16 protein-coding genes are annotated in these 13,815 nt (G+C 38.2%); 15 read left to right on the forward strand and 1 reads right to left on the reverse strand.

Going from position 1 to position 13,815, the window contains the following annotated elements:
* Positions 1-28 precede the first annotated feature (28 nt).
* From DR017_RS07145 to DR017_RS07160, 4 genes are all read left to right on the forward strand, one after another.
* Entirely contained in the window at positions 29-1,018 is a 990-nt protein-coding gene (locus tag DR017_RS07145; protein WP_002679311.1) for a hypothetical protein, read from the forward strand.
* 24 nt (positions 1,019-1,042) lie between these two features.
* On the forward strand, positions 1,043-1,618 hold the full coding sequence (locus tag DR017_RS07150) for a DUF4303 domain-containing protein (RefSeq protein WP_002679511.1): 576 nt from the start codon (positions 1,043-1,045) through the stop codon (positions 1,616-1,618).
* Between the two features lie 14 nt (positions 1,619-1,632).
* The gene (locus DR017_RS07155) at positions 1,633-2,169 is read left to right on the forward strand and encodes a DUF4303 domain-containing protein (protein WP_002679384.1); all 537 of its coding nucleotides are present in this window, start codon (positions 1,633-1,635) and stop codon (positions 2,167-2,169) included.
* Between the two features lie 357 nt (positions 2,170-2,526).
* Entirely contained in the window at positions 2,527-2,832 is a 306-nt protein-coding gene (locus DR017_RS07160; RefSeq protein ID WP_002679381.1) for a hypothetical protein, read from the forward strand.
* A 26-nt stretch (positions 2,833-2,858) separates the two neighbouring features.
* Here the strand turns inward: DR017_RS07160 and DR017_RS07165 are convergent, their stop codons facing one another.
* Positions 2,859-4,433: a Na+/H+ antiporter gene (locus tag DR017_RS07165; RefSeq protein ID WP_002679439.1), complete on the reverse strand. Its 1,575-nt coding sequence runs from the start codon at positions 4,431-4,433 to the stop codon at positions 2,859-2,861.
* A 98-nt stretch (positions 4,434-4,531) separates the two neighbouring features.
* On the opposite strand from DR017_RS07165, the gene DR017_RS07170 reads away from it, so the two are divergent.
* The 11 genes from DR017_RS07170 to DR017_RS14330 all read left to right on the forward strand — a co-directional run bounded on the left by DR017_RS07170 (position 4,532) and on the right by DR017_RS14330 (position 13,815).
* Positions 4,532-5,170 (forward strand): NAD(P)H-binding protein, encoded by a 639-nt coding sequence (locus DR017_RS07170; protein ID WP_002679239.1) that lies wholly within the window; start codon positions 4,532-4,534, stop codon positions 5,168-5,170.
* Positions 5,171-5,234: 64 nt separating this feature from the next.
* Complete coding sequence (locus DR017_RS07175; protein WP_002679382.1) at positions 5,235-6,293, forward strand: AAA family ATPase; 1,059 nt, start codon at positions 5,235-5,237, stop codon at positions 6,291-6,293.
* Positions 6,293-7,099: a hypothetical protein gene (locus DR017_RS07180; protein ID WP_002679253.1), complete on the forward strand. Its 807-nt coding sequence runs from the start codon at positions 6,293-6,295 to the stop codon at positions 7,097-7,099. Before DR017_RS07175 ends, DR017_RS07180 begins: the two co-directional genes overlap by 1 nt.
* 96 nt (positions 7,100-7,195) lie before the next feature.
* The gene (locus tag DR017_RS07185; protein WP_002679282.1) at positions 7,196-8,131 is read left to right on the forward strand and encodes a DUF6268 family outer membrane beta-barrel protein; all 936 of its coding nucleotides are present in this window, start codon (positions 7,196-7,198) and stop codon (positions 8,129-8,131) included.
* Positions 8,132-8,322: 191 nt separating this feature from the next.
* Positions 8,323-8,913 carry a porin family protein gene (locus DR017_RS07190; protein WP_002679260.1) on the forward strand — a complete coding sequence of 197 codons (591 nt, stop codon included), beginning with the start codon at positions 8,323-8,325 and terminating at the stop codon, positions 8,911-8,913.
* A gap of 111 nt (positions 8,914-9,024) precedes the next feature.
* A complete protein-coding gene (locus DR017_RS07195) occupies positions 9,025-9,660 on the forward strand; it encodes a porin family protein (RefSeq protein ID WP_002679268.1) in 636 nt (211 codons plus the stop codon).
* A 93-nt stretch (positions 9,661-9,753) separates the two neighbouring features.
* Positions 9,754-10,341, forward strand: a complete 588-nt coding sequence (locus DR017_RS07200; protein ID WP_002679409.1) for an outer membrane beta-barrel protein — start codon at positions 9,754-9,756, stop codon at positions 10,339-10,341.
* Between the two features lie 20 nt (positions 10,342-10,361).
* A complete protein-coding gene (locus DR017_RS07205) occupies positions 10,362-11,441 on the forward strand; it encodes a sensor histidine kinase (protein ID WP_002679482.1) in 1,080 nt (359 codons plus the stop codon).
* Positions 11,438-12,130 (forward strand): LytR/AlgR family response regulator transcription factor, encoded by a 693-nt coding sequence (locus tag DR017_RS07210; protein ID WP_002679378.1) that lies wholly within the window; start codon positions 11,438-11,440, stop codon positions 12,128-12,130. Before DR017_RS07205 ends, DR017_RS07210 begins: the two co-directional genes overlap by 4 nt.
* A 55-nt stretch (positions 12,131-12,185) precedes the next feature.
* A complete protein-coding gene (locus tag DR017_RS07215) occupies positions 12,186-12,635 on the forward strand; it encodes a hypothetical protein (protein ID WP_002679376.1) in 450 nt (149 codons plus the stop codon).
* Positions 12,636-12,894: 259 nt separating this feature from the next.
* A complete protein-coding gene (locus DR017_RS14330; RefSeq protein ID WP_002679277.1) occupies positions 12,895-13,815 on the forward strand; it encodes a hypothetical protein in 921 nt (306 codons plus the stop codon).

Below are 13,815 nucleotides of genomic sequence, written 5' to 3' on the forward strand. Positions count from 1 at the left end.
TGACCAAGTCCAAGCGAATTACCCAGCATTGAAAGCGCAAATAGAGGCGCAGGTAGTGCGTTGGTTTTGGGCAGCGGGAGGCGTGGGACTCTTTTCTTTAGAGCCTTTTTACTTTGAACAAAACCGTTTTCCAAAGTCTAAAATCCTAAAAGAAGCTCCAAAAGACACTGACAATAAGTATCAATATGGCGTGAATGAAAAAGATGAGATAATTGTAGCACACTCTTATATTGGATGTGAAGGCGATTATTACGAAGAGTTTTATTTCCGTGAGGAAAACCAAATTATCAGTTATCACTTTGATTTTGCCTCTAAGAAAAAATGTATAAGTACTAAAATATTCATCTATAAGGACGAACTCTTGCAATCAATCTACTCCGCTTTCGATAATAATACTTGGAGTGAAAGGACTATGTATTACGAGGGGAACAAACTCATCCGCCAAGAGAAAAAAGGAATAGATTATATTGATAATACGCTCCTCTATACCTATGATATGTCGGGGAAACTCAATAGTATTACCAGCGAAACCGGCTATGTATATTATCAGAAGAAGGATAAGAAAATCAGTTATAAAGCCCTTTCGGAAAAAGCTATGGAACGCTACTATGCACTATTGGTGCCTACCATTAAGGCATATCCCATAAAAGAGCCCTTGTATTGTATCAACCTATCGTTTGACTACCAAAACATACTACCTACAAGAATAGGCTTCGGACTTGAAAGTGACAGACAAAAATGGAACGAGACTTACGGGGAAAGAGTTGATAGATATCTTTGGAACACTGCCGAATATGCTCATATTATAGATATAGAACCCAATGAAGAAGACGCTACCCTCTTCGACCTTTTCAATCAAGAAACCGAAATGCAAGAAAAGAGCAGTGCTGCCACGAAGCTATTAGTCGCTTGTGCCAAACGCCTGAAAGAAGAATGCGCATCACTAGGCATTCCCTCCACCGATGACTTTGTAATAGTAGTAGGTGATGAAGAAGAATTCTTTTTCAAGAAAGTATAATCCTATTTTAAAACTAAAAATAAAATGACTCAAGAACAAAAAAACCACATTCAACAGTTGGCGAAAGAACATTTTCGTTACTCATTTTCTCACATCAAAGCCAAAGCCGATAGTAAAGGAGCTCATTTAGAGGCTTATTATCTATTCTTAGTAGACGATTTTTTTGCCGTTGGTGATGCCGCTATCAGTCGGGAAGCTATTAAGGCTTATGACCCCAATGCTACTATATTAGACGCTATATGGAGTGGCGAATGTGAAGAGGACTACAATGGTTCTTATGTACCTGTACAAGAAAATGCCGACAACTGGCTCGACAACCAAAGTCATTTGTACAAAGAAATTTATCTCTTAGTACAGGCTTTAGAAGGTGACGATGAAGAAGAACAATACAATGCTTTGCGTAAGGACTTTGAGGATTGTCTGCTCAATGCCCTTGCCGAGTGTGATAAAGAAGGGCTTTTTGGCAATCGCGAGGAAAACGGCTTACTTCTTTTTGCCTTTTATATAGATGATTACGACGAAAATGACGAAGGCTCACTCTTGTATCGTTCCACCGAACTCCTTAACCCTAAAAAAGATTGGGACAAATTGAAAGGATAAAATTTAAAAACAAAATGACCCCCGAACTACAACCATTAGGCGGTGCTATTTTTGAGGCTACTCAAAAAGCATTTTTAAAGCTCTTTGAAAACGGAGAGCATTATTACTATTGTGTGTTACTCACTACGGGGGAGGCACTTCCCCCTTGTATTGCGGCGTGGTCGGTGGAAGCCTTAGAGCGATTCGTAAATGAAAATGCTATCCCCCAAGAGGAAATACCATACTATAAATACTCATTTGCCGATAGCCCCTATTACGCTTTTGGTTATGAGGAATATTTTCAGCAGGTAAAGCAGTTGTTTGAGCAGCGCGACTCTCTTATAGATTACAACAATGAGGAGCAATGGAACGAGGAATACAACCTCCGACTTGCTGCTATGGTATATGCGATGAAAAAACTTGACGAGACGGGTATTTTTGCCCTCAACCAACCACGAGAACAAGTGTATATCAACGTAGAACTAATGCCCCCCGACGATACCGATATAGAAAGAGCCTTGTCGCTTAACAATTCTGAAGATATCAAAGAATGGCTTTCTATATTCAGCTAATCATTTCTTTTGCATCACACTTGCATAATTCAAAAAAATGATATACTTTTGTGGCGTGAATTTATTTTCCATTTTTTAACCTTTCATTTCTTACTTTAAAATGCTTTCTTCTAACAAACTAAACTATATTGAAGGTGTACAAAAACACGCAAAACGTGTAGCTACCACTACAATAGTACTATCGGTGATAGTGCTAACAATCTTAATTGTAATTCATACAATTATAAATCACAGAAAACTCGCCGATATTATCTACAACCCTTTTTTTCGGTAATAGTTTTAATATTATCATTCTTTTTCTTCATTCTTTACCGAGGAAAACAAAGAGCCTTAAAACTACAAAAACTCATAGAACAGATGAGCGAAGAGGAGTTTCAGTTCTTATGGCAAATACAATCTTCCTTATCTTTTCACTACAAACACGCCCCTACATTTGTACTTTGTTGTGAGCAACTCTATTTATTTACTCCCTTCAAAATCAAGAATATCGACCCTAAAAAAGTAGAAAAAGTAGGTTATCACTATGCAAGGGGAGGCAGCTTTTTGGTAGAGATTCAATCGCCCGAAACTACCAAATTTGAGGTGTATAATAGTGTTTATCCTTACTTTGCAAGCCTTATCGAAATGTACAACCCTAATGCTGATATAGAAAATTATGAATAATGATATTCAAAAAATATTCTTATAATTCACTCTTCCCATTTTTCTTCTTCTAAATTCAACTGCCGGTGGAAATTGCGTATTTGCTCCTCATCAATACGTGGGTTCTTATTCAGTTGTCGTAGTATCTCCCGCTGATGATGCAAAATAGCAATGTATTTCTTTCGCTCTTCAGGAGTAGTAGTATTGCTCTTCGACAAATCGAGTTGGTATTGCCATATATCTTTCTGATTCTGTAATAGAAGACTATCGTTTATTCCTTCTTTGTAATGCTTTTGCATATAATCTAAAGCCGCTTGCGCTAATGATTTACGAATAAGACTTTCGGCTTCAGCTTCAGGAATATGGTCTTCATAATCAGGGAATTTAGCCCATCGAATAAGCGCTGGCAAACTAAGCCCTTGTACGAGTAGGGTTGCCAATATCACTATAAAAGTAATGTAGAGAATCAGGCTGCGATGCGGAAAAGGCTCACCGTTCTCTAAAGTTAGAGGAATAGAAAGGGCTACCGCGAGTGAAAGCACCCCGCGCATTCCTGCCCAACCAAGTACCAAAGGTAACCGAAAGCCAAGGTTCCGCCTGTCGGCTACTGTGATAAAGTGTTTCATTACTTGAGTAATGAGTAAAGCCCCGTATGACGATAGCAGTCGTACCCCTACTACTACCCCTGTGATGAGCAACCCATAATTTGTAGCTGTAGCAAGACTCATACCTTCGGCTTCTATACCTATCAGCACTTCAGGCAAAGCAAGTCCTATCAGCATAAAGGCAAGTCCGTTCAGTACAAAACCTAAAATATCCCATACCGCCCACCCTTTGTTGCTTGTGGAGGCAGCAAGAATACTAGTAAGGTGGAACGACATATACATACCTCCAGCCACTACTGCCAACACTCCGGACGCCCCTACCTCGTTAGCTACAATATACATTATATAAGGAACAATAAAGGTAAGGATAACATCCATATTAGCATCGGTAGGAAGATACTTGTGTAGTTTACGCATCACCCACGCTACTCCCAAGCCTATAAGCGTTCCGCCAATAACTACCCAAAGGAAATTCAGTGCCATATCCGTCCACACCAGCTGACCGGTAGTTACTACCAAAGCGGCAAACCTAAAAACTATTAGTGAAGAAGCATCGTTTAGCAAACTCTCGCTTTCTATGATGGTTGAAATGCGTTTAGGCACCTTTACAAACTTCATAATCGTTGAAGCACTCACCGCATCGGTAGAGCCTATCACGCCCCCCAAAAGGAAACCTAACGCCAACGAAAACCCAGGGAATACCATATTGGCTACCCACGCCACCGCAGCAGCCGTAATAAAAACTACTATAAAGGCAAAGCTAAAGATAATGCGGCGCCATTTCCACATCTCTTTCAGCGATAGCGAAAAAACATCGGCATACAGAAGAGGCGGTAAGAAAATGATAAGTACCAAATCGGGATTCAGTGTAATGGTTGGGACATTGGGAATAAAGCTAATTGCCAATCCTCCTAACACCAAAAGAATAGGGTACGCTACCTTGAGCCGGTTTGCAAACATTATCAGTAGCATAATAGCCACCATCAAAAGTAATAAGTAAGGGAAATATTGTACCATAGTTTATAAGTTATGAGGCGGCAAAAATAGTAAAAAATATTTTTTAATCATAATTGATAAGTATTTTTTTGTATCTTTGCACTAATAAATTAATTCTTATGAAAGGACTTATTATTGGCGCTACGGGCGCTACCGGAAAAGATTTAGTAACACAACTTTTAGCCGACGACACTTATAGCGAGGTGCATTGCTTTGTACGTAAACCTATGAGCATCACCCACCCCAAGCTATACGCTCATGTAGTGAATTTTGAGACTCCCGAGGCGTGGGCAGATTTGTTGCACGGCGATGTAGCTTTCTCTTGTTTAGGCACTACCTTAGCTGTGGCAGATAGTAAAGATGCTCAATGGCGGGTGGATTATGACTATCAGTACGCTTTTGCTGAGCATTGCAAGAATAACGGAGTACCTACCTTTGTGCTCATCTCGGCAGCAGGAGCTACAGCGCAATCTAAACTGTTCTACAACCGTATGAAAGGACAGTTGGAAGACGCCATAAAAGCACTTGATTTCTCGTGCTTACTCATCTTCCAACCCTCTATACTCATCCGTTCTAACAGTGATAGAGGTATTGAGAATTTCACAGTAAAAGCCTTCAAATTTTTAAACAAATTAGGTATTTTAAAACGTTACCGCCCTATGCCTACCGAAATATTAGCTGAAAAAATATTATCAGCTATATACAACTTCCGTAAAGGAACTTTTACCTTTGCTTTAAATAAAATTTTTGAGTTATAGTAAATTGGCAAATCGGTAAATTATTTCTATCTTTGCCTTCTCTAAGTTCAATAGTAAAAAGAATATGAAAATAAAAGAGATAACTCTTCGCAATTACAAACGTTTTGTAGAACAAAAGACTATTTTTTTTCACAAAGATGGTGAGATAAATGATCTGACCCTGATTGTAGGAAATAATGGTACAGGAAAAACCTCTCTGCTACAAGCTATTGTAATGATGATAGCCCCCCTTACACGTGATCACTTTAGTGTAGAAGATATTGATTGGAGTGGTTTTGAATACCGTTTTATACAAAGCGGAGGACGTATGCCTTTAAAGGTAGAGGCTACTATTGACTTTTCAGAAGAAGAATTAGAAAAAACACTTCTTTATGCTAAGAGAATAGATAAATATGGCAAGAAAATAGTTTTTCCTAACAAAAATAAAATGATTAATGTCTTTTTTGACTATGAAAAAAAGAAACCTATTGTTAGAGGTAAGGGAGGGGGAAATCTTTTTCAATTCTTTGGGCATCAATACGCTAAACAACTCACTTCTTTTGAGATTGATAAAAATAAACTTTTTGAAGGAGTAGGTAATATCTATTGGTATACAGAACAGCGTACTTCTTATAGTGTAAACAATATGTTTGAAGGAGAAGTCTCTCAGTTAGATGCTATTCGTTCTTTTTTAGCTAATGCTTATAGTTTTCATATAGCCATAACTGAGGGACGGAGAACACTAAAAGCAGGGGAATTTGATTTTTACCAAAAAATATCAGAACTATATGGTAAGGTTTTTACAGATAGAAAATTTGTAGGCGCTACCCCTCGTTTTGATATTTATGAAAAAAGTACTGCTCCCGATTTCTTTTTAAACGATGGCAAAAACGACTATGAACTCTCTGAAATGTCGGCTGGTGAGCGCGCTATTTTTCCTATCTTGATGGATTTTGCAAGATACAACATCAACAATTCTATCGTTATTATTGATGAAATAGAATTGCACCTGCACGCTCCTCTACAACAGGCTTTTATTCGCGCTTTGCCTAAATTAGGACACAACAACCAATTTATACTCACCTCACATTCTGATTATGTTACCACAATGTTTGAGGAGAACCAAATTATCAAGCTTAACTAATGAAAATCATCAACCTATACTGCGAAGGAAAAAGAGGTAGCCACGACTTTGACATTCTTGAAAAAGTAATTGAAGGGCGACTCATCACTATCAAACCCATTGGTAGTAAATATGGTGCCAATGCTATTATGGAATACCAAGAGAAAAACGGCAATGTGCGTTCCTATTTCTATCTTCTTTTTAGAGACAGAGATTTTGATCAACCTATCCCTGAAGAAGAAAAACTTATTATTGATAGAAAAACCTATTACAGCTATCGTACTACCATTGAAAACTATCTATTGGATGTGAGTACATTCTTTCACTTTCTCCAAGAACAAAAAAACAACTACAAACTCGATACAGAAGAAGCTGTAAAAGCACTCTTTATAAAAGTAGCCAAAAAACTGAAATACTATCAAGCTGTAAGGCATACCTTAGGAAAATTACGCTTTAATAATAGTTTCAACACTACTTGGGTAACAGGAAGTGGTACTTTGCCTAATGCATTAGATTTAGAAACTTGTAGAGGTGAAGCTTGGCAACTGATTGAAAATATACTTAACAAAAGTAATCAACAATGGACAAAAGAAATCTTTGAAGCTACCCTACAAGAATTCTTAACCCTATTTGAGGCAGAATCATTCTTTGATGAACTGAAGTTTTTAGTCTATTATCAAGGAAAAGATTTTGCTAAAGCTCTCACTAAAGAACTACCTAACTTTTCAATAGAAAACTACTACAAATACGCTAAAAAACATTTTGATTACACAAAATACCTCGATCTTGTAGAACTGAGAGCTATTATAGAAAAACACTTAGTATAGCAATTCCTGCTTTTGGTATAGAAAACACCTTTTTATTCTTCTTATAACCCCTTTTCTCTATACTTTTGCCGCTGTAATACTTTAATCTTCATTACAGTGAAAGAAATATTTACCTTTATAACCCTCTTTTTGGGAGTGAATTCTTTTGCGCAAATTAGCGTGAAAACGGAATACATCAGCAATTCCAAATTCTACGATGCGGTAAGTGATAGCAATATAGGCGACGGCTCAGCGATGATTTATTCGGTAGGAGCTTTGGTACCCCTTTCGATGAAAGCCCCTGAGGAAGACGACCTTTACCAGCGACCTACCCTGTGGGGCGTATCGCTCAGTGGTTCTTTTGTAAAGATGAACAACCACAACTTCCCTATTGGCAAAGAACTTCCCTCGCAGGTGATGAACCTTGGGGCTACATTCCTGCATTTACGTCCGCTAAAAGAACGTTGGTCTATGCTAATGGCACTCGGTGCGGGAAGTTATACCCCCGAAAATCGACTTTCGTCTATTCATATAGGTGAAAATGTGGTAGCTAATGGCGCTTTTGTGCTTGTATGGCACTGGCGACCTAATATCGAAATAGGTGGTGGGGTGGCGCTGAATAATACTTTTGGGTATCCTATGGTATTTCCTGCATTTTATTTTAAATACAACGGTGCTTTTAGCGATAAATTTACTATTGAAGTGGGGAGTATTGATGGGCTAAAAGTTACCTTAGGGTATAACTACCGCGAAAACCTCGACTTTAAATTAATAGCTAATATGGGAGGTTATTCCGCTTACCTCAGGCGCAATGGAGAAAAGGAAATATTCAGTCAGCAGACTTTTGTTGTAGGATTGCAACCTGAGTTCAAGATAGGTAAACACGTGAGTATTCCACTTACTGTAGGAGGAAGTTTTATCCGTTCAGGGCGTTATAGAGAGCGCAAACTCAGTGCTATGTTTGCCTCAGAAGCTAAAAATGAAGACGGCAGTGCGCGCTCAAGTGTATTTCTGCCTGCGTTATACTTTGCTGCCGGAGTCACAATTAAATAATTAACAATGAACAATTATTAAGTAAGTGAATTAGAGATTCCCTGAAAGCCCTGAGCTTCTCAGAGTTTCTCACAACTCAAGAGTCATAATTAGATAATGAACAATTAACAACTAATAATTAACAATTAGAGATTCCCTGAAAGCCCTGAGCTTCTCGGAGTTTCTCATAACTAATAAACAAATAAAAACAAATGAAAAGAATTATTATCTTAACAGCCTTAATAGCATTCACTGCTACGGCTACAGCACAAGTGAAATTTGGAGTGCGTGGAGGCTATACTTTGAGCCCCGTGAGTAAAAGTATTCACACCGACCGTTATGAAAACCAAGCTCATAGTGAATCAGCGAGTAGTTGTGGGTCGGCTTATGCAGGACTTACCGCTGAAATACCCGCTTCTGAAAAATTACTCTTTGATGTAGGACTCATCTATATCAATCAAGTAACCATAGGCGAAGGAAGTACTATGTTGCACAATATCAATTTGCCTATTGCAGTGAAATACGATATTTCGGGCTTCCGTCCTAAAGTAGGGCTCTACGCCAGCTATATCCCTGCGGTAACTTCTTTTGAAGATGAGCATCGTTCGCTTACTAAAAACGACCTTAAAAAATTCGACTATGGAGCTACTTTTGGTTTGGAATACAACTTCTTTGATAGATTTTTTATAGAAGCCAATTTCAACTTAGGAATAGCCAATCTCCTAAAAGAAGACCCTCGCCACAGTAGTGACTATTTGCGCACACGCTCTATTCTTATAGGAGTAGGATACAGATTCAATTAACAATGAACAATGAATAATTAACAATCAACAATTATTAAGTAAATGAATTTGAGATTCCCTGAAAGCCCTGAGCTTCTCGGAGTTTCTCATAACTAATAAATATATAAAAAAATGAAAAAAATTATTACCTTTGTAGCCTTGATAGCACTCACTGCTACAGCTACAGCACAAAATGAAAGTATGGGTTTTGGTATTCGTGGTGGAGGAAGCATCACCGGATACAATGGAAAAACAGAAGCCAATTATACCAATGTAAAATACAAAGCAGGGTATTACGTAGGTATTTTTAGTGATTCTCAGTTGCTTCCTTTCCTCGACTTGCGCACTGAACTACTTTTCAGTAGTTATGGAGCAAAATGGGAATTTACACAAGGAAATGAGAAATATTCCAACACCCTTCATACGCAATATATCAACCTACCTATCTTGGCGCGCCTTAAAATAGGTAATTTAGGTATTTTGGCAGGAGTTCAAGGGGGTATTTTGGTAAACAAACCTTCTCTTGAAAACACTTTCAACGGTCGTACTGTAAAACTCGACAGAAGTGATTTTGCTAAATTTGATTTTGGAGCAGTGGTAGGAGCTGAATTTAATGTAACCGACCATTTCCTTATTGATATTCGTTTCAATCAAGGATTGGTCAACGCACTTAATTCCTCTAATTCCTCTGTGAGAAACCTTAACATAAGCAGTAACAATAACTTTTTGAACGTTTCTTATACCTTAGGAGTGGGATACAGATTTTAATGAACAATAAACAATGAATAATTAACAATCGGAGATTCCCTGAAAGCCCTGAGCTTCTCGGAGTTTCTCATCACTAATAAACACATATAAAAAATGAAAAAAATTATTACAATTATAGCCTTAATAGCACTCACCGCTACGGCTACAGCACAAGTAAAATTTGGCGTCCATGCGGGTGCTGGAATTGGATTGATGAGCAAAGATGTTCACGACGACCGATATGAAGGACAAAACAAAACGGACAAAGAGCCTTTTAGCACCTCTTCTTATGGTGGTTTCTTTGTTGAAATCCCTGCTTCTGAGAAATTATTGTTAGATCTTGGGGCAATGTATACCAATTATTCCACTATAGGAAAGGGAAAAACAATGCTTCACAGAATTGATGTGCCTCTGGCTATCAAATACGATATCAGTGGGTTACGTCCTAAAGTAGGAGGCTATGTGAGTTATATACCTGGGGTTACTTCTTTTGAAAACAAATACCGTTCATTAACCAGAAAGGATATTGAAAAATTTGACTATGGGGCGCTCTTCGGTTTGGAATACAACTTCAACGAAAAACTCTTTATAGAAACCAATTTCTATTTAGGATTAGCCAATCTCCTCACCAAAGATCCTCGCCACAGTAGTGACTATTTGCGCACACGCTCTATCCTTATAGGAGTAGGATACAGATTTTAATGAATAATGATTAATGGTTAATGAATGAAAATCCATACATATTTTTAAAGAATAATTTCTTCTTGCAGTTCCTTATTGCCGATAGATTTCGTATCTATCGGCATATTGTGGCTTGTAGCTCATTATTGCTATTTTTCATACTGGGCAGACAATGGGGTGATTACGAAGGAATGATAGATTATTGGGATTGGATAGAGAAATGGCTGGGGATTACTGCTACTTTTTACCTAAATATGTATGTGCTCATTCCGCGCTTTTTCTTCAAAGGGAAGCTCGCTACCTATATCATCCTCCTTACGCTATGGGTACTTTTTATGTTGGGCTCTACCTATTATCTCAATTTTGTACTATGGAAAGACTATATGATTGGGAAAGAAATCAAAATAGCATCAGAAATTCCTGTTTCTGTAGCAATTTTTTCTAGTATGGTATATATAGTACCCTTTATAATGACTTCTACGCTTATCAAAATCTTTCAAGTATGGGTAAAAGATAGCGAAAGAATGCAAGAATTGGAGCGACAAGCCACCGAAAGTGAACTGCAAGCCCTAAGAAGCCAAATACAACCGCACTTTTTGTTCAATATGCTCAACAGCATCAACACGTTGTTGTATATCGACCCTGAAAAAGCCTCTTATACCATCACAAAACTATCCGATTTCTTGCGACATTTGCTCTATCAAACGCACGAAGAACAGGTTTTTCTCAGTTCGGAACTGCGTTTTTTAAACGATTATCTCTCTTTGGAAGCAATGCGTCGCGATGATTTTACTTATGAGCTTACTTACAGCGAAAAGAACGTACAAGGCATACAAATTCCCCCTAATATTCTGCTTATCTTAGCAGAAAACGCTGTAAAACACAGCGTTGACACCCTCTCCCCTACTTATATTTATATGAAATGTGAGGAAAAAGAAGGACTTCTGCACTTTTCAGTACGCAATTCGGTACCTTTAGAGCCTCATCGCAAACACAAGTGTAGTGGAATAGGTTTACCCAACCTAAATCGGCGATTGGAATTGCTCTATGGTGAGCGTTTTAGCTTGTCGCAAGAGCGTTTGCCACAAGAATATATAGTAACCTTAACTTTGCCCTTATGAATTGTTTGATTATAGACGACGAACCTTTGGCGCGTATCGGGATGGAGCGCCTCATTAGGCAATACAGCAACTTAAAGGTAGTAGGCACTTTTAAGAATGCGGTAGGTGTTACCGACTTCTTGAAAAAGAACGAAGTGCATTTGCTCTTCTTAGACATCGAGATGCCAGGAATCAATGGTTTGGAACTGGCTAAAATCCTACCCGAGCAAACACTCGTTATCTTCACCACAGCCTACAGTCAGTATGCTTTAGAGAGTTATGAGGTAGATGCCCTTGATTATTTGGTAAAGCCCATCACCCCTGAGCGTTTCAAAAAAGCTATTGCCAAAGCCGAGAGTTATCACCAGTTGCTCTCTGAGCAAAAAACCGACTTAGAAGCGACCGATGCTCAATATATCAGCATTCGTGCGAACCGGCGCAACTATCGCATTGCACACAGCGATATCCTCTATATAGAAGCACTAAAAGATTATGTGATTATCCATACCTTCACCGACCGCTACATCACGTGGATTAATCTGAAAAACATACATAGCCAGCTTCCTGAGTCGGTATTTGTACGCGTCAATAAGAGTTATGTAGTGAATATACAACACATTAGTTCCTACACCCACCAGTTTGTATATATAGGGGATACCGAAATCCCTATCGGTAGAACGTATGAAGTTATTGAGAAATTAGGAAATTAGCTAATTTGCTAATTATTTTCGTATCTTTGCCCCTAAATCATCAAATTCAAATCCAATGAAAAAGATTTTTTTATTCTGTTTAGCCCTTGTGGGCTTTGTAGCTACAGCACAAACCTACGAATTTAAAGTCGTAACTGCTGTAGAATCAGTCGTACCTTATGGAGTCGGTCGTTCTCGTTTGATCTCAACTAACGATGAGCGCAATTACAAGGATTTCACCACCACCCGTTCAGAAGAAGGGGATGAACGTAACAAAAGCGACCGTGATGAGATTCGTGTAAAAGGTTTTGACGAAACCAAGTTGCTGAACTTCTTTAATATCGGGGGGATTCGTTTTCAAAATATCGCTGCCAACGATGCCCTTATCACTTCCAAACTCAATGCAATGAGTGAAGAGGGATGGGAACTCGCCTTTGTTAGCAGTGGTGTAGAAAGTAATTCAGGTAAAGACGATTCTACAGGGCTTTTTATCACTCGCTTTGTTTTTAAGCGATTAAAAAAATAACCTTTAAATTAGCAGATATTCCTGCTTGTAGGCTGAGCTTACAAGCAGGAATTTTATATAACTAACATATTTACTAATTATCTACACAAGTTTTCTCACTACTAACTGATATTACAATTAACAATCCCTTAATACCTTAATTGTTAAAATTTCCTAATGTTTTTTGTTGCATCATTTTTTAGCAGTACTTTTGCCGATAAAATGTTTATTTTTTAGCCAAAAACAATGGCTTTTATAGATTTAACTTAAATTTAAAAAAATGCAATCATTAAAAAAACAATGGGTAAAGTGTTGTACACTTTTCCTTTTGCTATTTACGGGAATGGTTAAAGGGCAGGTAGTAAGCGTTCTTACCGAAAGCCCTATACACATTGCTGACTCTGCTGATTTTTCAGCAGGAGTAGTAACAATTACTTTCAATATGCCGGCAGGCAAAACAAGTGGGGAGCTGGAGGTAACACTACCCGCTGGTATTGAATATGCTCAAGGGCTAACGGCTACTGGAGGTACTGTTACGTGGAAAACGGGCTCACCTGCTAATAAGCCCGTATTTACAATTAGCGGTGCTGGAGCTGTAGTAACTGTAAGTTTCAAACGTAAAGTTACTAAGGCTATTTTGTCTAACCCCGATTTTGGTGAAGGCTTTTTAGACACTGCTGTTTTAAAAATAGATGGTGCAAGTACACCTGCTAAACACAATGACACAAAATACCAGCTGCAACGCCCAACGCTTGCCGTACAGTTTACTGGAGCAGCGGGTTCAGAAGATATAGGAACCCATACCAGAACTTTTACCATTCGCAACACGGGTAATGGTAAGGCAAAAGATGTCTATTTTTCTGTAGATTACCCTACCGATGTAACAGGAAATGGTTTTTGGCATAACAATACCAAACTTACATCAATGACCATCAATGGAAAGACGGTATATAAGGTGCCCAATGTAAATTTAGCAAATAATGATTTTGTTACAATTACTGAGAATTACACAATCAGTAAATGTAGTAATGCTATGCAAAATATTTACTATGCTCATTGGGGTAAGGATAATGAGATTTTTGAAACTACTTCAAGCGCTAGAAATATACAAGTTAAAACAGGTACACCTTCCATAGAGTTAGATACAAATAATACTAGCACCTATTTTGAATGGGGTAATGGACTTATGGGAATACTTTAG

This window comes from Capnocytophaga sputigena (genome assembly GCF_900446695.1).
GTDB lineage: Bacteria > Bacteroidota > Bacteroidia > Flavobacteriales > Flavobacteriaceae > Capnocytophaga > Capnocytophaga sputigena.